The following is a 26,112-nucleotide window of genomic DNA, read 5'->3' as shown; positions in this document are numbered from 1 at the left end:
CCCAGATCCAGGCTGACAAGAAGATGCCGGCCAAGGACAAGAAGGAGGCGCTCGCCGATCTCAACGAGGCGCTGAAGTCGCCGCCGCCGGCAATCGAGAACAAGGGCAACATCGATCTCGTGGCGAAGTATTACGACAAGCTCGCCGAGGCGCTTGGCGAGGGCGAGGAATAGCGCGAAGCGTTTTCAAGCGAAGTGGACACCGTTCGCGTGAAGAAAACGCGTCAGAAATAGATAGCTACCCGTTCAACGAAGAAGCCCCGGAGAAATCTCCGGGGCTTCTTTTTTGTCTTCGATCATCCGCCTCAGGTGCGGGTGCGCATCCGCATCATGAAGCTGTCGTAGCTCAGTTCAGCCACCTGATTCCAGGCCAGCGATTCGTTACGGAACGCCGCCAGGCTCGTATACATCTTGTTGAAGTGCGGGTTGCTCTTGGAGAGATCTGCGTAGATGCCGTTGGCGGCATTGTAGCAGGCCTCCAGAACTTCCTGCGGGAACGGCCGCAGGATCGCGCCCGCCGCCAGCAGCCGCTTCAACGCCGGCGGATTGACGTAGTCGTATTTGCCGGTGACCCAGGTGAACGTGTCGTAGGAAGCGGTCTCGATCGCGGCCTGATAGTGCTTCGGCAGGGCGTTGAACTTCTCGAGGTTCATGATGTTGTGGCCCTGGCCGGTGCCTTCCCACCAACCCGGATAGTAGTAGTACTTCGCGACCTTCACGAAGCCGAGTTTTTCGTCGTCATACGGTCCGACCCACTCGGCTGCGTCGATGGTGCCTTTTTCCAGCGCCGGATAGATGTCGCCGCCCGCGATCTGCTGTGGCACGCCGCCGACCTTGGCGATGATGGTGCCCGCGAAACCGCCGACGCGGAATTTCAAGCCCCTGAAATCCTCCATCGACTTGATCTCTTTCCGGAACCAGCCGCCCATCTGGGCGCCGGTGGAGCCGGTCGGCACGCCGACGCAGTTATATTCCTTCAGCAGGTCGTTGAGCATGTCCATGCCGCCGCCGAAACGCAGCCAGGAAATATGCGAGCGCGTGTTGAGACCGAACGGCAGCGACGTGCCGAAGGTGAAGGCCGGGTTCTTGCCCCAGTAGTAATAGAGCGCGGTGTTGCCCATCTCGACGGTGCCGTTCGAGACGGCGTCAAGCACCTGCAGGCCGGGCACGATTTCACCGGCGGCGAAGGCCTGAATCTGGAATTTGTTGTCGGTGATTTCAGCGACGCGCTTGGCGAAAAATTCGCAGCCGCCGTACAGCGTATCGAGCGCCTTCGGCCAGCTTGCCGTGTATCGCCACTTTATCTCAGGGTTCGATTGCGCAATGGCAGGTGCTGCAACCGCAGTCGCGGCAAGACCGACACCGCCCACTTTCAAGAAATCACGACGTTTCACTTTTGCTTCCCCTCTGCTTTTTGCCGATACCCGACCAAGGGACGACGGTCTCATGCCGTCTTCTCTGATTACCGATGGCGGGTGCTGGACTGTTGTTTAAGGATGTGGGCCCTGAAACCTAGGCTCTTGGTGATGCAATCAATTTTCCCGGCTTTATGGACCTGCAGGCAGGATGACGAATTGGTGATCGATAATCAAGGGTTCTGGTTTCCGTCGCAGTTGCGAACAGCTGCCTGAATACTGTGCGGCCAGGCTGCTTCACCCGACGAAAGACTAAGATTGCCGCTGACGCGGCTTGCGGCCGCCTGCTAGTGAAAGCTGCAATTCCCTCGCTGGAGTTCGTCAATGGCCGACAAGAAAGTAGTGGTTGCGGGCGCGACAGGGCTGGTGGGAAATGCCGCACTGCGGCACTTCGGCCGGACCGGCGGCTGCGACGTTGTAGCGCTATCGCGCCGCAAGCCGCGCGAGCTTCATGGTGCCCGCCATGTTCAGGTCGACCTGACGGATGCCGCACGATGCACGCAGACAGCGTCTGAATTGCAAGGTGCAACCCATCTTGTCTACGCAGCGCTCTATGAAGCACCGAATTTGATCGACGGTTGGCGCGATCCGAACCAGATCCGCACCAACGATCTGATGTTACGCAACCTGATGGCGGCGCTCGAGCCGGTCGCACCGCAGCTCCGCCACGTAGCGCTGCTGCAGGGCACCAAGGCCTATGGCGTTCACGTTCGTCCGCTTACCGTGCCGGCCCGCGAAGGCCGCTCGGAAATGTACGAGCAGCCGAACTTCTACTGGGCGCAGGAGAACTTTCTGCGCGAATTGCAGCAGGGCAAGCTGTGGCACTGGAGCATTCTTCGCCCGGTCCTGATCGTTGGCGAAGCCATGGGCGGCGCCATGGATTTGATCCCGCCGCTCGGCGTCTATGCGGCGTTACTGCGCGAGCAGGGTGGCCCGCTCCATTATCCGGGTGGAGCGGCGCGGGTAGCGCAGGCGGTCGACGTCGATTTGCTTGCGCGTGCGATCGCGTGGTCGGGAGAAGCAATCGCGGCGCACAACGAAGCCTTCAACGTCACCAACGGCGATGTATTCACCTGGGAGAATGTCTGGCCGGCAATTGCCGATGCGCTTGAAATGAAGCCGGGGAGTGCCGTGTCGCTGTCGTTGGCACAGGAGTGTTCGAAATGGATCGCGCCGTGGGACGACCTGCGCCGCAGATACAATCTGGTTTCACCCGGGCTCGAAGAGTTCGTCGGCCTGTCATTCCAATATGCCGATTACAGCATGCGCTATGGCCAGACGCAGCCAGGGCCGCCGTCGATTGTCTCGACGGTGAAGATCAACCAGGCCGGCTTCACCGAGATGATGGATACCGAGGCGATGTTCCGCAAATGGTTCACCCATGCGCGGGCGAGTCGGTTGCTTCCGTAACCAGGTTCCGGTGGAGGGAAAATGAAAGAGATTGCTCTGGACGCTTCGGCATGGCGGGATCGGAATGATTTCTATGATGCATTGCTTCCGGCGCTCGGCGCACCAGGCTGGCATGGCCGAAATCTCGACGCTTTGAACGACAGCATCGGTGCGGATGACATTTCAGCGATACGACTGCCCTTCCGCATCAAGATCACAAATGCGGCGTCGGCGCCTGCCGATCTTCAACAGTATCTATTTAAGTTTGCCGATTTGCTGACGGATCTCAGGGTTCACCGCGGCTGCGAAGTGTATTTGATGCTGGATTAGCGGAATATAATGCACCCGCGATGAAGCTTGTTATCGTGCGCCGCCGAACGCCGCTTCCATCGCCCGGCGGGTCTTGATGGTGTCGTTGTTTTCGTCGACCTCGACATCGCTCCAGCGCACCACCGCGCCATGGGCAACGTCGCTCTTAAGCTTGACGCGATGGGCAAGTCCGATCGGCAGCGCGCCGGCTGCGAGGCTCTTCGATGCCGGCATCAGTCTGCCCCACACCGTGTAGCCGCCTTCGCCATCGAGCATCTCGCCGGCGCGCAGGTCGCGCTTTGCCACCGCGGCCACGTCGCCGCGAAAATCATGCGGCTGCCCGGTCGGCTCGTTGCGCAGCGCCGCCGACAGGATTGAAATGTTCAACTCGAGCCCGATCAGATGATACGGCTTGTACATCGCCGCATATCGGCCTGAGGCGTCGGTCTTCAGCCCATATTGCTTGAAGCAATCGGCGGCGTAGTCGTTCGGCGCTTCCAGCACGACATAGACGCCCCAGCGCAGGTCGCGGAAGACAGGGCGGCCGTCGCGCTCCAGCGACGACACGACCTCTGCGAGGCCGGCCTTCTCCAGCACACCGCCCGCATCGCGCGGCCGCATCACATGCGGCAAATCGTCGACGCCGCAGGGTGGAAACAGCAGCCCATCCGACGGCACGTCAAGTCCGCATGCGTTCGCGATTGCCGCCATTTCGATCGCGGATTTGGTGCCGTCCAAAAACGAGTTGAACATCTGCGGGTTCATGCCGGCCGATTGCGCTTCGCCGGCCGTCAGTCCGTAATGGCCCCAGACGCCATCCGGCGTCACGTCGTGATAGGCCGGCAGATATTTGGTGCCCTTGCCGGCGGCGACGACGCGAAAACCGGTCGCGCGCGCCCAGTCCACCATCTCGGCGGTCAGCGCCGGCTGGTCGCCATAGGCCAGTGAATAGACCACGCCGGCCTTGCGTGCTTCATCGGCCAACAGCGGGCCGGCCAGCACGTCGGCCTCGACATTGACCATGACGACATGCTTGCCCGCCGCAATCGCCGCGCGGGCATGTCTGATGCCGACGGTGGGATTGCCGGTCGCTTCCACCACGACGTCCATCGCGCCGCCGGCAATTGCGCGCACGGCGTCATCGGTGAAAGCGGTTCGAGCGATCCGCTCTGCGTCCCAGCCGACGGTGCGGCACGCTTCCCGGGCGCGGTCGCGATCGATGTCGATGATGACGGACACTTCGAGTCCCGGCGTATGTGGCACCTGCGACAGGAACATCGAGCCGAACTTGCCGGCGCCGATCAGCGCGACGCGAACCGGCTTGCCGGCCGCGAGGCGGGCGTTGAGGAGGCGATGAAGGTTCATGAGGAATGTCCGATCGGAGTGAGGCATGTCCCGGACGCGGTGCAGCCTAGGCGATGCGTAGCATCGTCCGTAACGCTGCTCCGCAGGGCCGGGACCTATGATAGCAATAAACGAGAGCAGGTCCCGGTTCAGCAGCGCATCATTTCATGCTGCACTGCGCCCGGGACACGATCGCTCCTACTCCGCGGCCTGCTGGTGGGCACGCGCCAGCCGCAGCAGCGCGTCATCCTCCACCGTCTGGATCGGCGTAAAATCGCGGTGCGCGATATATTCCGGCCGGGTGGGGGTGCGGATGTAGTTCGAAACCGCATTCAGCGTCAGGTAGACGATCTTGCGTGGATAGGGCGTGATGTTGCCGCTTGATCCGTGCACCAGATTGCCGTGGAACATCAGCATGCCGCCGGCCTTGCCGGTGGGGGCTACGATGCCGCCTTCCTTCACCAGCCGGGTGACGGTGGCCTCATCCAGCGTCCACAGCGGATAGGAGGTGGTCTCCAGGTCATGCGAGGCCTTGAGGTCGCCGGCGTGCTGGCTCTTCGGCACCAGCATCAGGGGGCCGTTGATCGGCATCACCTCGTCGAGGAAGATCGCGATGTTCATCGCGCGCGGCTCGGGCATGCCGTCGTCGCGTTTCCAGGTGCCGTAATCCTGGTGCCATTGCCAGACATCGCCGGTGAAGGCGGCTTTGGCGTTGATCTTGAACTGATGCATGTAGAGTTTTTCGCCGAAGAGCTGCTCGATCGGCTCGATCATGCGGGGATGAGCGCCGAGAGCGCCGAAGGCTTCGTTATAGAGATGCGCGGCAAAGGCGGTGCGCGGCGCGCCGCTCTTCTCGCGCCACACCTCGGGCCGGTTGGCGTCGTAGATGCCTTCGGCCTCGCGCGCGAGATAGGCTGCTTCCTCGGGGCTGAACAGCTCGGGCAGGAACAGCCAGCCTTCGCGGTTGAAGAATTCGATCTGCTGCGGTGTCAGTTTCATGGCGTTCTCTCCTGTGATTTTAATTGTCGGCGGTTATGCCGCCTTGTCGTCAGTCGCCCTCAGTCTCTCCTCCGTCATTCGTCCGGCGGTCTGCGCATGCGCCAGCGCCGCGGCTTCCGCGACCTTCGCATTGCCGGCGAAAATCTCCGAAGCGATCGCCTCGTGCTCAGTCCAGGCACTCTCGCGGTAATCGAGTTCGGCCAGCACGGTCGCCATCGAGCGGCGCATGTGCGGCCATTGCGGCGCGATCATTTCCTCGATCGCGGGATTGCCCGCGAGGCGATAGATCGCGCTGTGAAAATCGACGTCGAGTGCGATCAGCCGCGCCAGCGGCGTGTTTTTATCGATGGTCCGCCCTGCCTGCAGCGCGGCTTCAAGCCGCGCGCGACCCGCAGCGTCGACCTTGGTTTGCGCGGCGGCCAGCCGTGCTGCCAGCGCGTCGATGGCGCCGCGCACCTCGTAGAGCTGGCGGATGCGCGCCGGGTCGAGCCGGGTGACTTCAAAGCCGCGGCGGCCGCTTTCGGCGACGAGCCCCTGCCGGTGCAGCAAATGCAGCGCATGGGACACCGGCTGGCGCGATACGCCGAGTTTTTCGGCGAGCTCGTTCTGCCGGATGCGATGCCCCGGCGGCAGCGAACGGTCGGTGATCGCCTCAAGGATCCGGGCATAGACCTGGTCGATCAGGTTGGGGAGCGGATCCAAAGGGATCATGCTGGCTGTCCAGTTTGGAATACGGAATTCCGAATTCAAAAGCTAGCGCCTCGCCCGGGCTCAGTCAAGGGGGACTGGGACCGGGGTGTGGGGATATGCTTCGTCGGGGGCGATCGGAGGTCTGCAATGAGCAGCGACGCAGCCGGTTTCATTGGCAATATCCCGCAGCATTACGATCACGGTCTCGGCCCGATCATCTTCGCCGAATATGCCGCTGATATCGCAAGACGCGCCGCCGCCGGGCGTCCGGCGCGGGTGCTCGAAACCGCCGCCGGCACGGGTATCGTCACACGGAAATTGCGTGACGCATTGCCTGCCGACACGCAGTTGATCGCGACCGATCTCAACCCGCCGATGCTCGATATCGCGCGCGCCAAGTTTCGTCCCGGCGAGCAGGTCGGCTTCCAGCCCGCCGATGCGGTCGCGCTTCCCTTTGCCGACCAAAGCTTCGACGCCATCGTCTGTCAGTTCGGCGTGATGTTCTTTCCCGACAAGGCAAAATCCTTTTCCGAGGCCTCCCGTGTTCTCGCCCCGGGCGGCCGCTATGTGCTCAGCGTCTGGGACTCCCATCGCTACAATTCGTTTGGCCGCATCGCGCACGAGGTGGCCGCGCGTTTCTTCCCGACCGATCCGCCGCAGTTTTACAATGTGCCGTTCTCCTGCCACCAGATCGATCCGATCAAGGAGTCGCTGATAACAGCAGGCTTCGGTGACATCGGCATTGCTGTGATCAGGCAGGAAAGGGAGCTGCCTGACGTCGCGAATTTCGCGCGCGCGGCGGTCCATGGTAACCCGCTGATCGATCAGATCCAGGCGCGTGGCGGCGTCGATCCGGCACGCGTCGTCGACGCGCTGACGCGGGAATTTCGCCGCGAATTCGGCGATCCCGGCCGGATATCGCTACAGGCCATCGTGTTCTCGGCCGTGAAGGGATGACCCCGCTCACGTGAGCATGGTTACGTCGGACGAACCGAGCCGCTCGGCGTCTGCCACCGCCTCGACCGCCGATATCCGCTCCCCGCTGAGGGTAAGGTGCAGCACGATACGCAACTGCCCGCCGATGCTGACGGCGACCGCCAGCGTACCATCGACCAGCGCCGGCTTGGCGGCTTGCGCGCGTCCCTTGAAGGTTTCGGCCACGGCCGTGGCGCCGCGAATTTCGGCGAGCGAGCCGAGCCGTTGGGCGGCAGCATCGGCGCGAAACACCACGTCGGGATCCAGCACCGCGAGCAGCCCTTCGAAGTCGCCCTCGCGGGAAGCCTTGAGGAAGGCGTCGACGATGTTCTTCTGCCGGCCGAAATCAGCGTCCGGCGGTGGCGTGCCCTGCACACGACGACGCGCGCGGCTGGCCAACTGCCGTGCTGCGGCAGGCGTGCGGCCGACGATCGGGGCGATCTCCTCAAAGGGGACGGCGAACATGTCGTGCAGCACGAAGGCCAGCCGTTCGGCCGGCGCCAGCGTCTCCAGCACTACCAGTAGTGCCGCACCCACCGAGTCGGCCATCTCGGCGTCGCGCCCATGCGCATCGTCAACGACAGGTTCCGGCACATGCGGCCCCATCGGTTCCTCGCGCTGCGATTTGCGCGAGCGTAGTATGTCGAGGCAGATGCGGGCGACAACGGTGGTCAACCAGCCGCCGAGGTTCTCGACCGCGCTGGTATCGGAACGGCTCAGCCGCAGCCAGGTCTCCTGCACGGCATCGTCGACCTCGCTGGTCGAGCCCAGCATGCGGTAGGCCACCGCCCTCAGGCGGGCCCGGTTGGCCTCGAATTGTTCCGTCAGAAATTTTTTCTCGTCCATTCGGTCACATTCCCATGTCGCGTTCCGTCTTGGCTATGACGAACGAAACCGCGCCGATGTGACAGCAAATCGGCGCGGCGGCGTCAGAACGGAACAACTCATGGAGAGTAGAAATGATGCACGCCCGTATGAATCACCCGGTCATGGTCGTTCCCGATGCCATGAAGGCGCTGCAGGCGCTGGGTGAATTGACCAAAAACAGCCTGCCGGAAAAACTGCTTGAGCTGGTGCATCTGCGCGCCAGCCAGATCAATGGCTGCAGCGCCTGCGTCGACATGCACCCCAAAATCGCCAAGCGGGCCGGCGAGACCGACGAGCGCCTGTTCTGCGTGGCGGCGTGGCGCGACACCCCCTATTTCACGGAAGGCGAGCGTGCGGCGCTGGCGTTGACGGAGGCCCTGACCAGGATCAGCGACCGGCCCGATCCGGTACCGGATGAGGTCTGGAGCGAGGCCGACAAGCATTTCGACGAGGCGGAGCTCGCGGCGCTGATCCTGGCGATCGCCAATATCAACGTCTGGAACAGGCTCAATATCGCGGTGCGCCAGCCGGCCGGCGTTTGGAAGGGGTAGCTGCGACAGTTTCTCCCGAAACTACGGTCAATTTTAACGCGCCGGATCGTGCTAAATTCACCAGCGCGCGATAAGAAACGCGCCCGGCCAGATGTCGATCGGCCGGGCTTTCGCTTTGCTGCTTGGATCCCGTTTCCGGTCATGTCCATCACCTTAGAACGCCAGTCCATGCTGCGACCAACCATCCGAAAGCGGATCCTTGGCATTGCCATAGGACTGATCGTCCTGATGGCGATCACGTCGGCGTTGTCGACGGTGATGACGCGCAAGATCGCCCATCAGCTCGACGAGTTCAGCAGCAAATATGTCGAAGCGTATGGGCATCTGGCGCGGATGAATGTCCGCTCGCTGGAGCAGGCTTTGGCGCTGCGCCGGATCGTGATCGGCAGGATGCAGTCGCCGCCCGACATGGCATTCTCCGCAGAGCAGCGAAAAATCTATGAGGCGAAGGGAGCGGAAATCGAACAGGAGGCGCAAGCGGCGCGCGCCCTGATCAACGCGATCATCGACGATGTCTCCACCGGATCCGATAACGCCCGGCTCGGCCGGATCGACGATCGAATCGAGCACGTGACCAGCGATCTCCGTCGCTATCTCGGTGAGGAATACAAGCGATTGTTGTCCTTGCTCGACGCCGGCAATTTCGTGGAGGCCAGAGCCAGCCTGGTCCGAACCGATACGCTGCGCGACGAACTCAACCAAAGAATCGAAGGCATCCGCACGGACATGCTGGGGCAGGTCCGCAGCGACGCCGTGATGACGATGCGCGACCAGAAGACCGCCATTGTCATCTCCGTTGTCCTGACCTTGCTTGCGGGCATCCTCGGACTGATGTTTTCACTTTTCATCAGCACCGGCATTACCGGACCAGTCCGGCGTTTGCTGGAAGGCACCCGCGCCGTCGAAGCCGGCCGGCTCGACGGGTCGATCGACGTCACCACGCGCGACGAAATCGGCCAGCTCACGACGGCCTTCAACAACATGGTCGAGCAATTGCGCCACAAGGAGCGCTTGCGCGAAACCTTCGGCCGCTATGTCGACCCGCGCGTCGTCGAAGGCCTGATCGACCCGCAATCGCTGGCCGCAAGCAATGGTGAGCGGCGGGTGATGACGGTGCTGTTCTGCGACATGAAGGGCTTTACCAGCCTCAGCGAAGGCACGACACCGCAGGGCCTCGTCAAGGTGATGAACCATTATCTGTCGACAATGTCGGGACCGATCCGCGGCCATCGCGGCATCATCGACAAATATATCGGCGATGCCATCATGGCCTATTGGGGGCCTCCGTTTACCGAGCATAGCGAACAGGCGCGGCTGGCATGCCTTGCCGCCGTCGAGATGGCGGACCGCGGCAAGGCGCTGCGCACCGAACTGCCCGAATTGCTTGGCGTGCGCACCGTGCCGAGCGACTGCGAAGTGCGCATCGGCATCGCGACCGGCGAGGTGCTGGTCGGCAGCATCGGCTCGGAATTCATGATGAGCTACACCGTCATGGGTGATGCTGTGAATCTGGCCTCGCGCCTGGAGAACGCCAACAAGTTCTACGGCAGTCATTCGCTGGCTTCGGAAGCTGCGATCATGGCGGCCGGCGATGCCGTGGAATCGCGCGAGGTCGATCGGCTGACCGTCGTTGGCCAGACCCGTCCCGAAGCGGTGTTCGAGATCATCGGGCGCGCGGGCGAGTTGACGGAGAAGCAACTTGAACTGCTGGCGCGGTACGCCGAGGGGCTGGCTGCCTATCGGGCGCGCCGCTGGGATGATGCGCGCCGGGCTTTCCAGGCGGCGCTCGAGGCCGTCCCCGGCGACGGACCGTCCAAAGCGATGGCGCAACGTGTCGAGAACTTTCAGGCTAATCCGCCGGCCGCCGATTGGGATGGCGCGTGGCGGCTGGATCAGAAGTAAACGGGGCGACGCATTTACGCCGCGAGAAACTCCAGCACCACGTCGCAAAATTCCTGCGGCGCCTGTTCGAACATCCAGTGGCGCGTGCCGGGGATGACCGCCGTCGTTGCACCTGGAATATGCTTGGCCAGCACGCGCCAGATCACCGCCAATGCGCCCTTGGTGTCGCCGCCGCCGATCAACAAGGTTGGCGTCTTGATCGATTCCGCTTCGCTCTTCAGAAACGGCTTGCGGTTTTCGCCGACCTGGCCGAGCAGCGTATAGATGTTGTCGCGCAATTGCTGTCGTGGCGCCGCAGGCCACCGCGCCCACGCGCCTTCACCGTCGATCCCATCGACAAAGAGGGCGAGCGCACCGTCGATGTCGCCGTTTCGTACCATCTCGGCAGCCATCGGAACGCGCGGACCCAGCGGCACGGGGCCGGGAGGCGGGCTTGTCGGTTGCAGCGCCGGTTCGAGATCGCCCCCCGGCTCGGCAAGAATGGCCCTGCGCAACAGATCCGGCCGCGCCTGCGCCACCCGGAATCCGATATGGCCGCCGCGGGAATGGCCGATCAAATCGACCGGCCCCACATTCAGCTCCTCGATGAAGCCGATGACGTCGGCGGTGTGCTGCGCCATCAGATAGTCGTTGCCTACCCCGTTCCAGTGCTCCGGAAAGAACCGCCGCAGGCTCAGCGCAATCACGCGGTGCTTCTTCGACAGCGGCCCGAGCACGGCGTTCCAGGTGCGGAAGTCGCCGAGTGTGCCGTGCACGAGAACCAGTGGCGGGCTGTTGTCGGCACCTCGGCCAACATCGAGATAGGCCATGTCGTAGCCGTTGACGGTCAGTGTCTGCATGGCGATCAACCCTCCGCGAGATATGTCAAAACGATCTCGCAATATTTCTGCGGCGCCTGCTCGAACATCGGGTGCGTGGTGCCCGGGATCATCTCGGTGCGCGCGCCTTTCACGTTGGTGGCCAGCGCATGCAGCACCTTCGGCAGCGTGCCCTTGGTCTTGGCGCCGCCGATGAACAAGGTCGGGGTCTTGATCGCCTCCGCATCCGCCTTGGAGAACGGCGGACGCTGGTCGCGCATCTGGCCAATCAGCGTCGTGGCGTTGTCGCGCAGCAGTTGTTTCGGCGTTGCCGGCAGGCGCTTCCAGGCGCCGGGGCCTTCCAGCGCATCCATGAAGATCTGCAAGCCGCCGTCGATGTCACCCTTGGCGATCACCTCAGCGGAAGCTGCTATCATTCCCGCCAGCGGCGAGGGGCCGGGCTTGTAGGCGGGATCAAGGGTAGCGTCGAGCTCGCCCCCCGGCTCGGCCAGGATCAGCTTGCGCAACAGGTCAGGCCGGCGCTGCGCGACGCGAAAGCAAATGTGTCCGCCGCGGGAATGGCCCATCAGGTCGACCGGCCTGGCATCGAGCCTTTCGATGAAGCCGATCACGTCGTCGACATGCTGCGCGATCGAATAGGTTTCACCGACGCCGTCCCAATGGTCGGGGAAGAAATGCCGCAACGACGGTGCGATCACGCGGTGTTTGCGCGTCAGCGGCCCCAGCACCGACGACCAGATCCGGAAATCGCACAGCGAGCCGTGCACGCACACCAGCGTGGGCCCCCGGCCGATCTCGAGATAGGCCATGTCATATCCGTTGACGTTTATCGTTTGCATGGGCTCGTGAGGTGGGGATGGGTCAAAAGCCATTGAATGGCGCTGGCGAGAACCTCAGATCATCGGAAGTTGTTCATGCCGTCAAGTTCCCTCAGGTTTCGGGTGGATAGCAATAATCTCCAAGCCTAGATTTGAGCTCAAGAGGAAGCTGGGTGGCATTGAACAGGAGACTATGGAGCCAGCCATGACCGGGCACCATTTTACGATATTCGACACCGCGATCGGCCGCTGCGGCATCGTTTGGGGCGAGCGCGGCATCATTTCGGTGCAGTTGCCGATGGGCGACGAGAAGAAGACCCGCGCCCGCCTGCAGCAGCGCCATAACGACCTTGTCGAGGCAGAGCCGCCCGAGAACGTGCAGGCCGCGATCGACGGGATTGTAGAACTGCTCGAGGGCAAGCCGAACGACCTCGCCGGCGTCGTGCTCGATCTCGACGGCGTTCCTGAATTCAATCGCGGCGTCTACGACATCGCGCGCACCATTCCGCCGGGCAAGACCATGACCTATGGCGATATCGCCAAGAAACTCGGCGGCGTCGAGCTGTCGCGCGATGTCGGCCAGGCGCTGGGCCGCAACCCCTGTCCGATCGTGGTGCCGTGCCACCGCGTGCTGGCGGCCGGCAACAAGCCCGGCGGCTTCTCCGCCAATGGCGGGGTGGTGACGAAATTGAAGATGCTGACGATCGAAGGCGCGGTCGTGAACCACACGCCGAGCCTGTTCGATTGAGCGGCTTCGGTTCTGATTGAATCAGAACCGAAGCCTGGGTTCTTGTTTGACGCGTTTTCTACCGCAGATAAGTCTACGCAATCTGCGTAAACTTGATTGCTATGCGAACCGGTATCCACCCCCGGATCAAGTCCGAGGGCATGCTTCGCTCGAAAACGCTATCGGTTCACCGCCCCTTGAAATTCGGCGGCCGCTTCTCGTTGAAGGCCAGCACGCCCTCGCGGCGGTCTTCGGTCGGGACCATGCGGTTGTAGGCCTCGATCTCTAGCGCGAGGCCGTCCCGCAGCGATAGTTGCAGGCCGCGATGGATCGACAGCTTTGCCTGGCGGACGGAGATCGGCGCGTTGCGGGCAATGCGCGAGGCGGTCGCCAGTGCCGCCGGCAATAGTTCGGATATCGGAAAGACTTCGTTCACAAGACCCCAGGCGTGGGCTTCCGCTGCCGTGAACGGCTTGCCCGTCAGGATCAATTCCTTGGCGCGGCGCTCGCCGACGGCCCGCGGCAGGGTTTGCGTTCCGCCGCCACCCGGCATGATTCCGAGCGTGACTTCGGTCAGGGCAAAACGCGCGCCCTCTGCCGCATAGAGGAAATCGCAGCAGCCCGCGATCTCGCAGCCGCCGCCATAGGCCGCGCCGTTGACGGCGCCGATAATCGGGACCGGGCAGTCGATCAGCGCCCGCACCATTCGCTCGAAGATGACGTGCTGGCGAGTCCATGCCTCGTCGGTCATGCCGCGGCGCTCCTTCAAATCGCCACCGGCGCAGAACGCCTTGTCGCCGGTGCCGGTCAGGACGATGCAGCGCAGGCTCTTCGGATCAAGCGCCGCATCCTCGAAATAGCGCACGAGGTCGCGTCCCATCCGGGTGTTGAGCGCGTTGGACGCGTCCGGCCGGTTGAGCCGGATGATCGCCACATGCTCGTCGACCGGCTCGATCGAAAGCGTCTCGAACGTCGGCGTGCCCGCGCTCATGTCGCCTCGCAGGAAAATCCATTGCCCTTGCGCCGGATTTTTCCGACCGAAGGCGAGGGGAAATGCGCGGTGCAGCACAGCGTATCGGTGTCGCAGTAACGTTCCAAGAAATTGCGCCGCGTCGTGGCCGCCTGCACCTGATCGACATCGAACTTCACGGACAGTTCTGGATAGCGCGTCTGCAGCGGCGAATGCATCAGGTCGCCGGAGAACACCGCGTCGTCCTTGCCGCGGCCGAAGGTGAAGGCGGCATGGCCGGGCGTGTGGCCCGGCGTCGGCAGGATGCGCGCGTGGTCGCCGATCTGGTAGTCGCTGCGCACGATCTCCGCCTGTTTCGCCTCGACGACCGGCAGCACACTGTCGCCAAACGCCGGCACCGGCGTTTTCGCGTGGGTCTCGGTCCAGTAGTCGAACTCGGTCTTGTCGAACACGTAGCGCGCCTTGGGGAAGGTCGGCACCCAGCGGCCATTGTCGAGCCGCGTGTTCCAGCCGACGTGGTCGACATGCAGATGCGTGCACATGACGTAGTCGATGTCACCGACGGAAAACCCTGCGGCAGCCAGCCCGCGCGCGTAGGTGTCGTCGGTCTTCATGTTCCATTTCGGCCGCTGCGGCCGCGGCTTGTCGTTGCCGATGCAGCTATCGATCAGGATGGTGTGATGCGGCGTCTTCACCACATAGGACTGGAAGCACAGGATCAGCACGTCCTTGTCGTCGAGCGCACCGGCATCTCGCATCCACGCCCGGTTCTCCGCCAACAGTTCCGGCGTCAGGCCCGGCAGCATTTCCAATGCCGGCAGGAAGGTGGTTTCCTGTTCGATGATGCGGTGAATGGTGAGATCGCCGACGGTAAATTTCAGGCTCATGATTTTCCCGGCTAGATTATCGCGCGTTGTCCCTGATGTAGGGAATGATGAAGTTGGCGAGGATGTCGAGCGCGGCCTGACCTTGCCGGCCGCTGCCATAAAGCCCGGATGTGGTCATGACCACAAGATCGAGTTCGGGGACGATGAAGATCCGCTGGCCGCCGAGGCCCTGGGCCGCAATCCACTTCACATCCTTGTCGCCGGACAAGGTGCGACCCATCCACCATTGCTGGCCGTAATAGAACAGGCCGCCGAAATAGCCGATCGCCTGAAAGCGCGGCGTGACCGATTGCTCGATCCATTTCGACGACACAATCTGCTTGCCGTTCCAGGCACCCTTGTTGAGCACGAGCTGGCCGATTTTTGCGGCGTCGCGCGGGCGCAAGCGAAGACCCGCGGCCGCGGCAATATGCTCATTCCGGTACTTCATCCATTCCCAGTCCGAGATGCCAAGGGGCGTGAACAGGGCCTCGCGCGCAAAAGCGTCCAGCGATTTACCCGATACACGCTCGATGATGTTGCCGAGCAGGTCCGTTCCACCGCCATTGTAATTCCATACGGTGTCCGGCGGTGCCGCGATCGGCTTCGACAGGACGTAGCGGAACGGGTCGGCTTCATTGCCGAGATGCGGTTCGTCGTTCTCAGGATCTTTCCAGGCGCGGTTCTCGTCCCACTGAATGCCCGACGACATGGTGAGGAGATGGCGGAGGGTGATGTTGTCCCAACCCGCCGTTTTCAGCGCCGAATAGTCCGGAAAGAATTTGACGACAGGCTCGTCGGCGCTCTTGATCAGCTCGCGATCGATTGCGATCCCCACCAGCAAGGAGATCACGCTCTTCGAAACCGAGCGCATGTCGTGCTTGGTCGTCGCATCGAAATCGTGCTGCCGCCCTTCGCCCATTCCCCAGGGCTCGTCATAGCCCGGGAAGTACTGCTCGAACACGAGCGTCCCGCGACGGACCACGATCACGGCATGAACGTTGGCATTGGTGGACTGTAGCCGCGCGGCGATGCCGCACAGGCGCGCACCGTCAAGGCCGACGCTTTCCGGCGTCGCGGTGGGCCAGCCATCGCCGATGGAGGCCGGGCTGCCGCAGGCGAGGTTGCGCTGGCCGGTGGAGAATTCCTGTAGCTGGGCAGATGCGGCGGATGCGCCGAGCATGAAAACGGCAGCGAAGCCGAGGTGTCGCAATCGTTTGCCACCCTCGCGCATGCTGCCGTCTCCCTTGTTGTGGTTACGCCGGCGGCGGTGCCGAGATTTTCACCGACGGCCGCTCCATCATCTTCTGATGGAAAGCGTCGAGTTTTGGATAGGCCTTGCGCCAGCCGCAATCGGCAAAGCGGAAATCGGCATAGCCGAGCACACAAACAAGGCCGATCTGCGCGATGTTGAACGGGCCAGACAGAACGTCGGCCTTGTTCTCGAAGCGCGCCATGCCGGTCCACGCGCGGTTCCAGTGATCGTCGGACCACGCCTTCCACCGCAGCGGCTCCGGCCGCACCATGCCTTCGTAGCGGCACAGCAGCATGGAATCGAGCATGCCCTGCAGCAGCGAATGGTCGCTCTTGACCTTCCATCGCTCGGGGCCGGAGGCGGGGATCAGTTTGCCGCCGCCGGCGAGTTCGTCGAGATATTCGACGATCACATACGAATCGAGAATGACATCGCCATTGTCGAGGATCAGCACCGGCAACTTCTTCAGCGGCGTGATCTTCGAATATTCTTCGTTGGCCTGACCCGGCGCGACCGTGGCCGCGATGAATTCGATCTTGTCGATCAGGCCGGTCTCGATCGCGACGATGCGCACTTTTCGGGCGAACGGCGAGGCGGGGGAGAAGGTGAGTTTCATGCTGGGAGTTCCCTTGGAAGTTTTCTTCTTTGTTTTGCCCGGTCATGACGACCACGCGATGTCATCATCCGCGAAGGCGGATGATCCAGTACGCCGCGGCTGTTCGGTTCTTTCACCAAAGCCGCGGCGTACTGGATACCCCGCTTTCGCGGGGTATGACGTCTAGGCCGCGATGATCTCCTGCCGCTGCTCGCCGAGGCCTTCGATGCCGAGGGTTACGACGTCGCCGACGTTGAGGAAGGTCGGCGGCTTCATGCCGAGACCGACGCCGGGCGGGGTGCCTGTCGTGACGATGTCGCCGGGCAACAGCGTCATGAACTGCGAGACATAGGAAATGCATTTCGCCATCGAGAAGATCATGGTCGAGGTGTTGCCGGTTTGGCGGCGCTGGCCGTTGACGTCGAGCCACATGCCGAGCTTCTGCACGTCAGGGATTTCGTCCTTGGTCACCAGCCACGGGCCAAGCGGGCCGAAGGTGTCGTGCGACTTGCCCTTGGTCCACTGGCCGCCGCGCTCCTGCTGGAAATTGCGCTCGGAGACGTCGTTGCAGACGCAATAGCCGGCGACGTGGTTCAACGCGTCGGCTTCCGAGACGTACTTGGCGCGGGTGCCGATGATGGCGGCGATCTCGACTTCCCAGTCAAGCTTGGTGGAGCCGCGCGGCTTTTCGACCGCGTCGTTCGGACCCGACAGCGAGGTGTTGGCTTTGATGAAGAAGATCGGTTCGGTCGGGATCGGCGATCCCGTTTCCTTGGCGTGGTCGCTGTAGTTCAACCCGATCGCGACGAATTTCGAGATGCCGGTAACCGGCGCGCCGAAGCGCTGTTTGCCGTCGACGGCGGGAAGTTTTGAGGTATCCAGGGCGGCGAACTTGGCGAGCCCGGCCGGCGAATAGGCCTCGCCGTCGAGGTCCTTCACGTGGGCCGAAAGATCGCGCAACTGGCCGGATTTATCGATCAGGCCGGGCTTTTCCGCGCCCTTGGCGCCGTAACGTACAAGCTTCATTTTGTCACTCCCTGCAGGGTTTATCAGGCTTATCGGTGGTATACCTCGGTACGCTTCATGGAACAGCGGGGCAGGAAATTCAACTGCCGAAAGCGCAGGGTAGGGTGGGCAAAGGCGCCCTTGCGCCGTGCCCACCATCCCGCGTGTCGGGCGCTAGTCGCCTAGCGCGATGTACTTGAACGCATCGCCGTCACGCCTGATGTGACCGGCGCTGAAATGCCCGCCGATCACGAGCGTCGGCGTGTCGGTAAAGCGCGAGAACAGCTCGCGGCGGGTTTCGGCCGACTGCCGGGGATCGGAATCCGCCGTCGAAGACCAGTCGAGATGGGCCATCTGGCACGGATGGTGGGCAACGTCCCCCGTCAGCAGGGCTTCCTCGCCGTCCGACTTGATGTGGACGCTCATATGGCCGGGGCTGTGGCCGGGTGTCGGGATCAGGGTGATTTCATCCGCAAGCTGGGCGTCGCTGGCGACGAGATCGGCCTTGCCGGCATCGGCAATCGGCTGCACGGAATCACTGAACACGGCCGCCTTGTCCGGCGCATCGCTGTGGTCGCGCCAGTGCTCGTATTCGGCCTTGCCGAACACGTATCGGGCATTGGTGAAGGTCGGCGCCCATTTGCCATCGACGAGCCTCGTATTCCATCCGACATGATCGACATGAAGATGCGTGCATAGCACGGTATCGACGCTATCAGGGGGAAAGCCCGCCGCCGTCAGTCTGTCGAGGAACGGATCCGTTCGGTTGTTCCAGGTCGGAACGTTGCGGCCCTGCTTGTCGTTGCCGAGCCCGGTATCGACGATGATCCGGCGCGTGGGCGTTTCGATCAGGAACGAATGGATCGACATTTTCAGCCGGCCTTCCCCGGTCGCAAAATGCGGAATGAGCCAGGGCAGTTTCTGGATTTCCTCGTTGGTCGCGAGCGGAAGGATGAAACGGGTGCTGCCGACCGTTTCAACTTCAACGACCTTCGTGATTTTGACCCTGCCCACGGTCCAGTGCATTGGCGCTTCCTTATTGATGTAATTGGCCGCGAAGATGCGGGTTTCTGCAGGTCGGCGCAATGGATCGGATGGGGCGATGGAACGTTATCGCGGCATCACACCAGGAGCGCGCCATGCCGGAACTCGCGATTTCGACGGAAAAAGTCGGGTTTTTGATTGAGAAGGCCCGGCAATTCGACGTCAAGGAGGCCACGTCTGATCCGGACTCCGGGTCGAACGCAGCCGATGACGACATGATCGATGTGCTGCAGGACAATGGGCAGGATCCGGTGATCCGTGAGATCACCGGCTTCATCAACGCGCTCTCCGAAGAGGAGAAGGTCGATCTGGTCGCCCTGATGCGGCTCGGCCGTGGCGACGCCTCCATTGATGAATGGGAGGATTTGCGTAGGGAAGCCGCCGGCCAGCGTGAGCGTCACACCGCGCGTTATCTCCTGGGCGAGCCAATGCTCGGAGATTTGCTGGCGCAAGGCCTCGACGAGTTCGGCCTGACTTGGGATCAGGAGCGAACCGCGGCGGATTCCTCCAGTGTCAGCCAACGGGAAGAAGACGAGCGCAATCGACGATAACGGTGCCGAGTTTGTCGCCTTTCTCCACCGCAAGGTGTGCCTGCGCAGTGTCCGAGAGCGCGAACTGCGCCGCGACGTTGTGAATGCGCGGACCCGCCGACAGCCACTTCGTGATGTCCGCCTGCGCTGCAGCCAATAACGGCTGTGGCAGTGCGAACAGCACCAGCGCGCGAAGCGCGATGCATTTTTCCATCAACTCGCGCATCGGCACGACGGGCGTGCGGTTGCCGTTGCTGGCGTAGACCGCGATCGTCGAATTCATGCCCATCAGTTTCAGCGTGGTCTCGATATTGCCGCCGAAATCGACATCGACGACACGGTCGACGCCAAGCTGCCCGGTGAAGGCCATCGTCTTGGCGACGACATCCTCGCTTTTATAATTGATAACGAGGTCCGCGCCGGCAAGCCGCGCCTGCTCGGCCTTAACAGCCGAACTCACGGTCGCGATCACCTTGGCGCCGCCCCATTTGGCGAGTTGCACGGCATAGTGACCGACGGCGCCCGCGCCGCCGGTGACCAGCACTGTCTGTCCCACGATCGGGCCGTCGCAGTAGAGGCAGGTCCACGCCGTCATGGCGGGGATGCCGAGCGTGGCGCCTTCCGCAAACGACAAATTGTCCGGCAGCGGCGTCACCAGATGTTCGGCGAGCGCAATATACTCGGCCGCCGTGCCGAACGCGCGGCCGTTGCGCTGGCCGTTGAACAGCCAGACGCGCTGGCCGGCCTTGAGCCGCGTGACGCCGTCGCCGACCTGATCGATGATCCCAGCACCATCGCTGTTCGGAACGACGCGCGGATATTCCATCGGCCGGTAGCCGCCGCCGCGGCGGCCGACATCGGCGGGATTGACGCCGGATGCTTCCAGCCGCACGCGCACCTCGCCCGGGCCGGCCACCGGCGTCGGCATCTCGCCATAGGTCAGCACCTCGGGCGCTGGCCCCGCTCGCTCGTACCAGACAGCCTTCATAGCGTGCCCGGGAACGCGCCGCCGTCGAGCAGGATATTCTGGCCGGTGATGAATCCGGCCTTGTCGCCGCACAGGAATGCACAGGCATAGCCGAACTCATCGGGCTCGCCGAACCGTCCGGCCGGATTTTGCTTGGCGCGCTCGGCAAACACCTGGTCCGGCGTGATGCCGCGCTTTTCGGCTTCCGCTTTCCCCACACCGCGCAGCCGGTCGGTGTCGAACGGTCCAGGCAGCAGCGCATTGATGGTGACGTTGCTGATCACGGTCTTGCGCGACAGCCCGGCAATGAAGCCGGTGAGGCCGGCGCGCGCGCCGTTGGAGAGCCCCAATATATCGATCGGCGCCTTCACCGCGGCCGAGGTGATGTTGACGATGCGGCCGAATTTCCGCGCCATCATGCCGTCCACCGTCGCCTTGATCAGTTCGATCGGCGTCAGCATGTTGGCGTCGATCGCCTTGATCCAGTCGTCGCGGGTCCAGTTGCGGAAATCGCCGGGCGGCGGGCCGCCGGCATTGTTAATCAGAATATCGGGATCGGGACAGGCCTTCAGCACCGCCTCGCGCCCGGCCGGCGTGGTGATATCGCCGGCGATCTCGGTGACGGTGACGCCGGGGTTGGCTTTGCGGATTTCGTCGGCGGTCTTCTTCAGCGCCTCCGCGCCACGTGCAGTCAGCGTGACATGTACGCCTTCATTGGCCAGCGCCATGGCGCAGGCGCGCCCCAGGCCCTTGCTCGATGCGCAGACGATGGCGCGGCGGCCTTTGATCCCAAGATCCATTGTTTCTCTCCCGTTGTGTCAGGTGATTGTTGAAGTTGATGGAACTACTGTAACCAAGTCGCGCGCGCCTGATAAGTCACCGAGGCCCGCTGATAATGCATATTGCGATCCCGGAAATCGGTTGTGTCGCACGTCATTGCGAGACAACGTAGGGTGGGCAAAGGCGCTCTTGCGCCGTGCCCGCCATCTATCCGGATCATCAGCTGGTGGGCACGCTTCGCTTTGCCCACCCTACAATCCCGCGCTCCTCGCAATAACGGGAATCAACCCGCCCGCATCTCCGCTCTTATCATGTCGGCGGCCTTCTCGCCGATCATGATGGTCGGTGCGTTGGTATTGCCGCCGATCAGCGTCGGCATGATCGAGGCGTCGACCACGCGCAATCCTTCGACGCCGTATACTTTCAGCTTTGGATCGACCACGGCCATCGGATCGTTGACGCCCATCTTGGCGGTGCCGACCGGGTGATAGACGGTGTCGACGCGGGCGCGCAGGAGGTTACGGATGTCATCATCGCTATGCACGCCTTCCGTGAACATCTCCTTCTTCTGCAACGCGCGCAGCGCCGGTGTCTCCATCAGCCGCCGCGTGGTCTTGAAGCCCGCGACCATGGTTTCCAGATCGTCCGGCTCGCCGAAGAAGTTCGGGTCGATCACCGGCGCGGCAAGCGGATCGGCGCTGCCGATCGTGACCTCGCCGCGGCTCTTCGGCCGCAGCAGGCAGACGTGGCAGGTAAAGCCGGTGCCGCGATGGCGCTTGCGGCCATGGTCGTCCGCCAGCGCCATGCCGAAATGGAGCTGGATGTCGGGGATGTCGAGGTCGGGCCTTGTTTTCAGGAAGCCGCCGCACTCGGCGAAATTCGACGTCATCGGTCCGGTGCGTTCGCGCCGGTATTGGCCGATGGCCCGCAGCAGCCTCGGCAGCGCTTTAAGCGAAATACCGTTGAAGTTGGGGTTGTCGGACATGTAGCCGAACACGAAGTCCGGGTGATCCTGCAGGTTCTGTCCGACGCCGGGCAAATGATGGACGGTGGCGACGCCGTGCTTGCCAAGCGCCGCGCTGTCGCCGACGCCGGAGAGCATCAGGAGTTGCGGGGTCTGGAACGCGCCGGAGGACACGATCACCTCGCGCCGGGCACGGATTTGTTTGAGCTCCTTGCCCTGCCGGTATTCGACGCCGACCGCGCGCTTGCCTTCGAACAGGATGCGGGTGGCGTGGGCATGCGTCTCGACGCGCAGATTGGCGCGGTTTCCCATATGCGGGTGGATATAGGCGCGCGCGGCGCTGCAACGTTCGCCGTTCTTCTGCGTCAGTTGATAGATGCCGAGGCCCTCATGCTCGTCGGCGTTGAAGTCCTCGCGCAGGCGGAACTGCGCTTCCTGTGCGGCCTGCAGGAATATCTGCTGCACCGGATTGCCGCTGCGCGACTTGTTGACGGAAAGCGGCCCACCCTTGCCGTGATACTCGCCTTCGAAATCGGAATTGTTTTCCGCGCGTTTGAAGTAGGGCAGCACGTCGGCGAACGACCAGCCGGCATTGCCGAGCGAGGCCCATTGATCGTAGTCGGCGCGGTGGCCGCGGATATAGACCATCGCGTTGATCGCCGATGAGCCGCCGAGCCCCCTGCCGCGAGGCTGATAGCCGATGCGGCCGTTGAGGCCCTTCTGCGGGACGGTGTTGAAGGCCCAGTTGTTGACGTTGCCCGCGACCATCAGCACGAGTGCGAAAGGTGTCGTGACCACCCAATTGTCGTTCTTGCCTCCGGCGTCCAGCACCGCCACCGAAATGTTCGGATCCTCCGACAGCCGCCCCGCCACCGTGCAGCCGCCCGAGCCGCCGCCCACCACCACGAAGTCGAATGTATCCGTCACGCGCATCCCCCCGTATTTTTTGTTCTGGCGGCCTTCCTGGGCCGCATCTTGGGGCGCAAAGCTCCGCTTTTGCAGCGTTTATGGCAAGTGCGGTTCCAGGAGGCGGTTTTTGCGCTCCAACCCCTCGTTTTTGCTGTCATAAAATCTGCAAAAGGGGGTTCTTGCCCCTTTCCAAAGCAGGGCGACGTTGATACATACCCCTCGCACCCGATGGCTTTGCCCGGGTTGCCTTCTCAGGAAGCCTCCGGACGGGATCGATCGGCGCCGAACACGCGTTGGCCGGTTCACTTCCGGTCCGGTTTTTCGAAGGCAGTGCAACGGTTTAACGCGGGGTGGAGCAGCCCGGTAGCTCGTCAGGCTCATAACCTGAAGGTCATAGGTTCAAATCCTATCCCCGCAACCAAATATGCTGCTGATTAAACAGCAGTAATTCGAAAAGCCGCCCCTCGGGGCGGCTTTTTGTATTTCAAGGACCGCTTGCTTGATTTGCCTCAAGCTGCCTGCCCAACGGTCGGGCTGGTTTGTTTGCGGCGCCGACGATGCTGCTCTTGAAAAGGAGGCGCCGGGCCAAGCCGACGGAATGCAGGCGCCCCGCTGCTTCCGAGTTGACCTCATGAATCCATTGCTCAAGGAAATCCGGCACAATCCCCTGCTATGGCTGCTGGCGTTCGTGCCGGTGCTGTTCGTCGCGCAACACGTCAAGCCGGACGCGCACACGCTGCTCTTCGTGCTGTCGGTCCTGGCCATCGTGCCGCTTGCCGGCCTGCTAAGTCACGCCACGGAATCTGTCGCGGCCAAGACGGGCGACACCGTTGGCGGCCTGCTCAATGCCACGCTCGGGAACCTGACAGAACTCGTCATTGCGCTAACTGCGCTGCACGCCGGGCAATATACCTTGGTGAAGGCATCGATCGCAGGCGCAATCGTCACCAACACGTTGTTCATGCTCGGCATGTCATTTCTGCTCGGCGGACTAAGGCACCATGTGCAGGAATACGACCGGGGAAGCGCCCGGCTGCAGGCGAGCCTGCTTTTCCTGGCGACGATCGGCATATTGATCCCTTCGGCGGTCTCCGAAGCCGATTCTGCGGCCGGATTGGAGTTCACGGCGAAGTTGAGCGTGGGCCTGTCCGTGTTGCTCATCGCGGCCTATGGCCTGGGCCTGCTGTTCTCGCTCAAAACCCATCGCGAATTGTTTGGCGGCGCGGGGCACGCGGAGGCCGGCGAAGCGCCGTGGCCCATGGGACTGGCCCTGGCCACGCTGGCCGGCGTCACCATACTGGTCGCACTGGTCAGCGAGGTTTTCGTCGAGTCGGTGCAGCAGGCCGCGGTGGCTTTCGGGATGAGCCCGGCCTTTGTCGGCTTCATTGTCGTTGCGCTGGTAGGGGGAGCCGCAGAAATGGCCTCGGCCTTTTCCGGCGCGCGCAAGAACCGGCTGGACCTGAGCGTTGGGATTGCGCTCGGGAGTGCATCCCAGATCGCGCTCTTTGTCGCGCCGGTGCTGGTGCTGCTGAGCTACGTCATCGGGCCGGAGCCGATGAGCCTGCAATTCTGGCCGGGCGCGGTAGTCATGATGCTGATCGCGACCATGACCGCGTCGCTGGTGACCAACAGTGGCCGCTCGGCATGGTTTGTCGGCGTGCTCGTACTGATGGTGTACTTGATCTTTGCCATGACGCTTTACCTGTTGCCACCCCGGACACAAGGCGAAAGCAGACATGCGTCGATCACAGCCACGACTCCGATCGAACATCGGCTGCGATATCCGAGCGTTTGACGGGTCCGACCAGCTGAACGAAAACAGCGCCGCAAACGCAAATGCGGAAGCAGCGAGAGTAATGTTTTTCGTACTCTGTTTCATGGTCTTCTCCGTTGTGCGTAGAATACGGTAGCGATGCATGTCGTTGCGCTTCGGAGCGCCTGGTCTTGACTCGGGTCAAGGGTACCGGAACGGCGATCACTTCGGGTCTGCTGCTCATTCAACGTCACCTGCCCGTTGGGACAATGACCGTTGGGGCAATAGTCCGGGCAGCGCGTTTGTCGTTAACTGGTGCCAATGAATTTCTCCCTCAGGCAGGGGGTGCCAATGGCGGGTCAGTGGGAGTTTGACTTACGCGCTACGCTGTGCAGACAGCTCGCCCAGCGTGAACCGGCAAACCGGGCTCTTTGGATGGCCGAGGCGGAGAACTGGTCGCGCCTCTCGAAAGAGGGCAGCCGCAGCGGTCGAGTTTCTTTCGGCACTGGCCGTCGGGCGAGAGGTCAAATTGAGCAGCATGATCTCGCCTGTTGCGCTTCCAATTGTCGGCGATCGCATCCAGCTCCAACAGGTTATTCTTAACCTGGTCGTCAATGCGATCGACGCGATGGCGGACACGCCCAGTGACGGCCGCGTAATCAGTCTTCTGACGCTTTTCCGAGCGTTTCATTTTGTCGGTCACAATGCAGGCAATTTGTCGATGCGAAGCTTCCGACTGCGGGCTGCAAGCATGCTAACAGCTTCGATCATTGCCTATGGTGCCGACAGCGCCTTTGCGAATCCGCTGACGCCGTTCCGATATGAAGCGCAGGCGCAACGACATTGCCGCGCCGATGTGGTCGTCTGGCTCGATCTCGGCAAAGGGATCTATTACTCGAAGCGGCAAGGACGATATGGCCGCGGCTCTACCGGAAGTTTTGTGTGCCGGGAGGAAGCCCGTAGCAGCGGCTATCGTCGCTCGCTGCTGGGGCTGCGGTAACGCCGGGCGAACTCCGCCACGATCCTTCTCAGAGCAGTTGCAGCGTCAGGTGGACCACCTGAGGCGATCCTTTGGAGCCGCGCTGGAAGCCGAACTTCTTGAACAGTTTCAGCATGGCGGTGTTCTCGGGCAACACTTCCGCGACCAGTTCCTTGAGGCCTGCATCGCGTGCCAGGGCCGCGAGATGCCGCATCAGGATCGTTCCCATACCCTGGCCCTGATAGGCGTCCACCACGATGAAAGCGATCTCCGCCTGGCCCGGCTGGACAACGATATAGCGTCCGCCACCGACGATGACCGGGCGGCCATCCTCAGCGATTTCCGCGACGATTGCGACGTGCGATTCAAAGTCGATGTTGAGAAAGAAGGCCATTTCCTGCTCGGAGAAGCCCTTCTTTGGCACGAAGAACCGCCGCTGCAGCGATTGCATGCTGGTCCGTCCGATCGCCGCCAGCATCCCGGCGCGGTCATCAGGACGGAGCGCACGGATCGTGATTGGACGGTCGTCGCGAAGATGCTCGCGGACCGAATATTCGGCGGCGTCAGGCATGGCAGAAGCTCTCCGGCTCCGACAGTGCGCTTGATCAGCCAGAGCGACCTTTGCGTGCTGCCGCTTGATCTGGATCAAGCGCGGGCTTGGGCGAGCGCCGATAGGCTCTGAATGTCAGGTG

Annotated in this window: 27 protein-coding genes and 1 tRNA gene (1 of these 28 cut by a window edge); 11 read left to right on the top strand and 17 right to left on the bottom strand. The window is 62.6% G+C overall.

What is annotated here, in order from left to right; genetic code table 11:
* Window positions 1–173: the 3' portion of a hypothetical protein gene (locus IVB05_RS39005; RefSeq protein ID WP_247781397.1), read on the top strand. Its footprint begins 436 nt before the window's first position; only the last 173 of its 609 coding nucleotides appear in the window; its start codon lies off the left edge, out of view; it ends in the stop codon at window positions 171–173.
* Between the two features lie 131 nt (window positions 174–304).
* Here the strand turns inward: IVB05_RS39005 and IVB05_RS39000 are convergent, their stop codons facing one another.
* The gene (locus IVB05_RS39000) at window positions 305–1,393 is read right to left on the bottom strand and encodes a twin-arginine translocation signal domain-containing protein (RefSeq protein WP_247781396.1); all 1,089 of its coding nucleotides are present in this window, start codon (window positions 1,391–1,393) and stop codon (window positions 305–307) included.
* A 345-nt stretch (window positions 1,394–1,738) separates the two neighbouring features.
* Here IVB05_RS39000 and IVB05_RS38995 point away from each other — a divergent pair, with 345 nt between their 5' ends.
* Both IVB05_RS38995 and IVB05_RS38990 read left to right on the top strand, forming a co-directional pair.
* Entirely contained in the window at window positions 1,739–2,824 is a 1,086-nt protein-coding gene (locus IVB05_RS38995; protein WP_247781395.1) for an NAD-dependent epimerase/dehydratase family protein, read from the top strand.
* A 21-nt stretch (window positions 2,825–2,845) separates the two neighbouring features.
* On the top strand, window positions 2,846–3,133 hold the full coding sequence (locus IVB05_RS38990; RefSeq protein WP_247781394.1) for a barstar family protein: 288 nt from the start codon (window positions 2,846–2,848) through the stop codon (window positions 3,131–3,133).
* Window positions 3,134–3,163: 30 nt separating this feature from the next.
* Here the strand turns inward: IVB05_RS38990 and IVB05_RS38985 are convergent, their stop codons facing one another.
* The 3 genes from IVB05_RS38985 to IVB05_RS38975 form a co-directional block, all read right to left on the bottom strand.
* A complete protein-coding gene (locus IVB05_RS38985; protein WP_247781393.1) occupies window positions 3,164–4,477 on the bottom strand; it encodes a Gfo/Idh/MocA family oxidoreductase in 1,314 nt (437 codons plus the stop codon).
* Window positions 4,478–4,654: 177 nt separating this feature from the next.
* Window positions 4,655–5,455, bottom strand: coding sequence for a phytanoyl-CoA dioxygenase family protein (locus IVB05_RS38980; protein WP_247781392.1), 801 nt, complete (start codon window positions 5,453–5,455; stop codon window positions 4,655–4,657).
* Window positions 5,456–5,488: 33 nt separating this feature from the next.
* A complete protein-coding gene (locus IVB05_RS38975) occupies window positions 5,489–6,166 on the bottom strand; it encodes a GntR family transcriptional regulator (protein WP_247781391.1) in 678 nt (225 codons plus the stop codon).
* 126 nt (window positions 6,167–6,292) lie between these two features.
* Between IVB05_RS38975 and IVB05_RS38970 the strand changes: the two genes are divergently transcribed.
* Window positions 6,293–7,102, top strand: a complete 810-nt coding sequence (locus IVB05_RS38970; protein ID WP_247781390.1) for a class I SAM-dependent methyltransferase — start codon at window positions 6,293–6,295, stop codon at window positions 7,100–7,102.
* 6 nt (window positions 7,103–7,108) lie between these two features.
* On the opposite strand, the gene IVB05_RS38965 is transcribed toward IVB05_RS38970, so the two are convergent.
* Complete coding sequence (locus tag IVB05_RS38965) at window positions 7,109–7,966, bottom strand: sigma-70 family RNA polymerase sigma factor (RefSeq protein WP_247781389.1); 858 nt, start codon at window positions 7,964–7,966, stop codon at window positions 7,109–7,111.
* Between the two features lie 116 nt (window positions 7,967–8,082).
* Between IVB05_RS38965 and IVB05_RS38960 the strand changes: the two genes are divergently transcribed.
* Window positions 8,083–8,538, top strand: coding sequence for a carboxymuconolactone decarboxylase family protein (locus IVB05_RS38960; RefSeq protein ID WP_247787311.1), 456 nt, complete (start codon window positions 8,083–8,085; stop codon window positions 8,536–8,538).
* 168 nt (window positions 8,539–8,706) lie between these two features.
* The gene (locus tag IVB05_RS38955) at window positions 8,707–10,440 is read left to right on the top strand and encodes an adenylate/guanylate cyclase domain-containing protein (RefSeq protein ID WP_247781388.1); all 1,734 of its coding nucleotides are present in this window, start codon (window positions 8,707–8,709) and stop codon (window positions 10,438–10,440) included.
* Between the two features lie 14 nt (window positions 10,441–10,454).
* On the opposite strand, the gene IVB05_RS38950 is transcribed toward IVB05_RS38955, so the two are convergent.
* Entirely contained in the window at window positions 10,455–11,279 is an 825-nt protein-coding gene (locus tag IVB05_RS38950) for an alpha/beta hydrolase (RefSeq protein WP_247781387.1), read from the bottom strand.
* 5 nt (window positions 11,280–11,284) lie between these two features.
* Complete coding sequence (locus IVB05_RS38945; RefSeq protein WP_247781386.1) at window positions 11,285–12,097, bottom strand: alpha/beta hydrolase; 813 nt, start codon at window positions 12,095–12,097, stop codon at window positions 11,285–11,287.
* A 184-nt stretch (window positions 12,098–12,281) separates the two neighbouring features.
* Here IVB05_RS38945 and IVB05_RS38940 point away from each other — a divergent pair, with 184 nt between their 5' ends.
* Window positions 12,282–12,824 carry a methylated-DNA--[protein]-cysteine S-methyltransferase gene (locus IVB05_RS38940; protein ID WP_247781385.1) on the top strand — a complete coding sequence of 181 codons (543 nt, stop codon included), beginning with the start codon at window positions 12,282–12,284 and terminating at the stop codon, window positions 12,822–12,824.
* 166 nt (window positions 12,825–12,990) lie between these two features.
* Here IVB05_RS38940 and IVB05_RS38935 read toward each other — a convergent pair whose 3' ends face one another.
* From IVB05_RS38935 to IVB05_RS38910, 6 genes are all read right to left on the bottom strand, one after another.
* Complete coding sequence (locus IVB05_RS38935; protein ID WP_247781384.1) at window positions 12,991–13,794, bottom strand: enoyl-CoA hydratase-related protein; 804 nt, start codon at window positions 13,792–13,794, stop codon at window positions 12,991–12,993.
* A complete protein-coding gene (locus IVB05_RS38930) occupies window positions 13,791–14,660 on the bottom strand; it encodes an MBL fold metallo-hydrolase (protein WP_247781383.1) in 870 nt (289 codons plus the stop codon). The genes IVB05_RS38935 and IVB05_RS38930 overlap by 4 nt, the downstream gene beginning before the upstream one ends.
* A 16-nt stretch (window positions 14,661–14,676) precedes the next feature.
* Window positions 14,677–15,873 carry a serine hydrolase gene (locus IVB05_RS38925; protein WP_247781382.1) on the bottom strand — a complete coding sequence of 399 codons (1,197 nt, stop codon included), beginning with the start codon at window positions 15,871–15,873 and terminating at the stop codon, window positions 14,677–14,679.
* Window positions 15,874–15,895: 22 nt separating this feature from the next.
* Complete coding sequence (locus tag IVB05_RS38920) at window positions 15,896–16,510, bottom strand: glutathione S-transferase family protein (RefSeq protein ID WP_247781381.1); 615 nt, start codon at window positions 16,508–16,510, stop codon at window positions 15,896–15,898.
* A 162-nt stretch (window positions 16,511–16,672) separates the two neighbouring features.
* A complete protein-coding gene (locus IVB05_RS38915; RefSeq protein ID WP_247781380.1) occupies window positions 16,673–17,515 on the bottom strand; it encodes a fumarylacetoacetate hydrolase family protein in 843 nt (280 codons plus the stop codon).
* Window positions 17,516–17,668: 153 nt separating this feature from the next.
* A complete protein-coding gene (locus IVB05_RS38910) occupies window positions 17,669–18,520 on the bottom strand; it encodes an MBL fold metallo-hydrolase (protein WP_247781379.1) in 852 nt (283 codons plus the stop codon).
* A 113-nt stretch (window positions 18,521–18,633) separates the two neighbouring features.
* Here IVB05_RS38910 and IVB05_RS38905 point away from each other — a divergent pair, with 113 nt between their 5' ends.
* Entirely contained in the window at window positions 18,634–19,089 is a 456-nt protein-coding gene (locus IVB05_RS38905; RefSeq protein ID WP_247781378.1) for a DUF3775 domain-containing protein, read from the top strand.
* Here the strand turns inward: IVB05_RS38905 and IVB05_RS38900 are convergent.
* The 3 genes from IVB05_RS38900 to IVB05_RS38890 all read right to left on the bottom strand — a co-directional run bounded on the left by IVB05_RS38900 (window position 19,052) and on the right by IVB05_RS38890 (window position 22,706).
* Window positions 19,052–20,056: an NADPH:quinone reductase gene (locus IVB05_RS38900; RefSeq protein WP_247781377.1), complete on the bottom strand. Its 1,005-nt coding sequence runs from the start codon at window positions 20,054–20,056 to the stop codon at window positions 19,052–19,054. The genes IVB05_RS38905 and IVB05_RS38900 overlap by 38 nt on opposite strands.
* Window positions 20,053–20,835 carry an SDR family oxidoreductase gene (locus IVB05_RS38895; protein ID WP_247781376.1) on the bottom strand — a complete coding sequence of 261 codons (783 nt, stop codon included), beginning with the start codon at window positions 20,833–20,835 and terminating at the stop codon, window positions 20,053–20,055. Before IVB05_RS38895 ends, IVB05_RS38900 begins: the two co-directional genes overlap by 4 nt.
* A gap of 263 nt (window positions 20,836–21,098) precedes the next feature.
* Window positions 21,099–22,706, bottom strand: coding sequence for a choline dehydrogenase (locus IVB05_RS38890; RefSeq protein WP_247781375.1), 1,608 nt, complete (start codon window positions 22,704–22,706; stop codon window positions 21,099–21,101).
* 326 nt (window positions 22,707–23,032) lie between these two features.
* Here IVB05_RS38890 and IVB05_RS38885 point away from each other — a divergent pair.
* From IVB05_RS38885 to IVB05_RS38875, 3 genes are all read left to right on the top strand, one after another.
* A tRNA-Met gene (locus tag IVB05_RS38885) sits at window positions 23,033–23,109 on the top strand.
* Between the two features lie 210 nt (window positions 23,110–23,319).
* Window positions 23,320–24,483 (top strand): calcium/proton exchanger, encoded by a 1,164-nt coding sequence (gene cax, locus IVB05_RS38880; RefSeq protein ID WP_247787310.1) that lies wholly within the window; start codon window positions 23,320–23,322, stop codon window positions 24,481–24,483.
* 709 nt (window positions 24,484–25,192) lie between these two features.
* The gene (locus tag IVB05_RS38875; RefSeq protein WP_247787308.1) at window positions 25,193–25,441 is read left to right on the top strand and encodes a hypothetical protein; all 249 of its coding nucleotides are present in this window, start codon (window positions 25,193–25,195) and stop codon (window positions 25,439–25,441) included.
* A 28-nt stretch (window positions 25,442–25,469) separates the two neighbouring features.
* Here the strand turns inward: IVB05_RS38875 and IVB05_RS38870 are convergent, their stop codons facing one another.
* Window positions 25,470–25,991, bottom strand: a complete 522-nt coding sequence (locus IVB05_RS38870) for a GNAT family N-acetyltransferase (protein WP_247781374.1) — start codon at window positions 25,989–25,991, stop codon at window positions 25,470–25,472.
* Between the last annotated feature and the right edge of the window lie 121 nt (window positions 25,992–26,112).

The organism is Bradyrhizobium sp. 170 (assembly GCF_023101085.1).
Taxonomy (GTDB): domain Bacteria; phylum Pseudomonadota; class Alphaproteobacteria; order Rhizobiales; family Xanthobacteraceae; genus Bradyrhizobium.
This window is presented reverse-complemented; position numbering and strand designations above follow the sequence as displayed.

Coding starts and splice junctions, on each gene's coding strand:
- IVB05_RS38995 (WP_247781395.1), top strand. CDS start 1,739: ATGGCCGACAAGAAAGTAGTGGTTGCGGGCGCGACAGGGCTGGTGGGA.
- IVB05_RS38990 (WP_247781394.1), top strand. CDS start 2,846: ATGAAAGAGATTGCTCTGGACGCTTCGGCATGGCGGGATCGGAATGAT.
- IVB05_RS38985 (WP_247781393.1), bottom strand. CDS start 4,477: ATGAACCTTCATCGCCTCCTCAACGCCCGCCTCGCGGCCGGCAAGCCG.
- IVB05_RS38980 (WP_247781392.1), bottom strand. CDS start 5,455: ATGAAACTGACACCGCAGCAGATCGAATTCTTCAACCGCGAAGGCTGG.
- IVB05_RS38975 (WP_247781391.1), bottom strand. CDS start 6,166: ATGATCCCTTTGGATCCGCTCCCCAACCTGATCGACCAGGTCTATGCC.
- IVB05_RS38970 (WP_247781390.1), top strand. CDS start 6,293: ATGAGCAGCGACGCAGCCGGTTTCATTGGCAATATCCCGCAGCATTAC.
- IVB05_RS38965 (WP_247781389.1), bottom strand. CDS start 7,966: ATGGACGAGAAAAAATTTCTGACGGAACAATTCGAGGCCAACCGGGCC.
- IVB05_RS38960 (WP_247787311.1), top strand. CDS start 8,083: ATGCACGCCCGTATGAATCACCCGGTCATGGTCGTTCCCGATGCCATG.
- IVB05_RS38955 (WP_247781388.1), top strand. CDS start 8,707: ATGCTGCGACCAACCATCCGAAAGCGGATCCTTGGCATTGCCATAGGA.
- IVB05_RS38950 (WP_247781387.1), bottom strand. CDS start 11,279: ATGCAGACACTGACCGTCAACGGCTACGACATGGCCTATCTCGATGTT.
- IVB05_RS38945 (WP_247781386.1), bottom strand. CDS start 12,097: ATGCAAACGATAAACGTCAACGGATATGACATGGCCTATCTCGAGATC.
- IVB05_RS38940 (WP_247781385.1), top strand. CDS start 12,282: ATGACCGGGCACCATTTTACGATATTCGACACCGCGATCGGCCGCTGC.
- IVB05_RS38935 (WP_247781384.1), bottom strand. CDS start 13,794: ATGAGCGCGGGCACGCCGACGTTCGAGACGCTTTCGATCGAGCCGGTC.
- IVB05_RS38930 (WP_247781383.1), bottom strand. CDS start 14,660: ATGAGCCTGAAATTTACCGTCGGCGATCTCACCATTCACCGCATCATC.
- IVB05_RS38925 (WP_247781382.1), bottom strand. CDS start 15,873: ATGCGCGAGGGTGGCAAACGATTGCGACACCTCGGCTTCGCTGCCGTT.
- IVB05_RS38920 (WP_247781381.1), bottom strand. CDS start 16,510: ATGAAACTCACCTTCTCCCCCGCCTCGCCGTTCGCCCGAAAAGTGCGC.
- IVB05_RS38915 (WP_247781380.1), bottom strand. CDS start 17,515: ATGAAGCTTGTACGTTACGGCGCCAAGGGCGCGGAAAAGCCCGGCCTG.
- IVB05_RS38910 (WP_247781379.1), bottom strand. CDS start 18,520: ATGCACTGGACCGTGGGCAGGGTCAAAATCACGAAGGTCGTTGAAGTT.
- IVB05_RS38905 (WP_247781378.1), top strand. CDS start 18,634: ATGCCGGAACTCGCGATTTCGACGGAAAAAGTCGGGTTTTTGATTGAG.
- IVB05_RS38900 (WP_247781377.1), bottom strand. CDS start 20,056: ATGAAGGCTGTCTGGTACGAGCGAGCGGGGCCAGCGCCCGAGGTGCTG.
- IVB05_RS38895 (WP_247781376.1), bottom strand. CDS start 20,835: ATGGATCTTGGGATCAAAGGCCGCCGCGCCATCGTCTGCGCATCGAGC.
- cax (WP_247787310.1), top strand. CDS start 23,320: ATGAATCCATTGCTCAAGGAAATCCGGCACAATCCCCTGCTATGGCTG.
- IVB05_RS38875 (WP_247787308.1), top strand. CDS start 25,193: ATGCTAACAGCTTCGATCATTGCCTATGGTGCCGACAGCGCCTTTGCG.
- IVB05_RS38870 (WP_247781374.1), bottom strand. CDS start 25,991: ATGCCTGACGCCGCCGAATATTCGGTCCGCGAGCATCTTCGCGACGAC.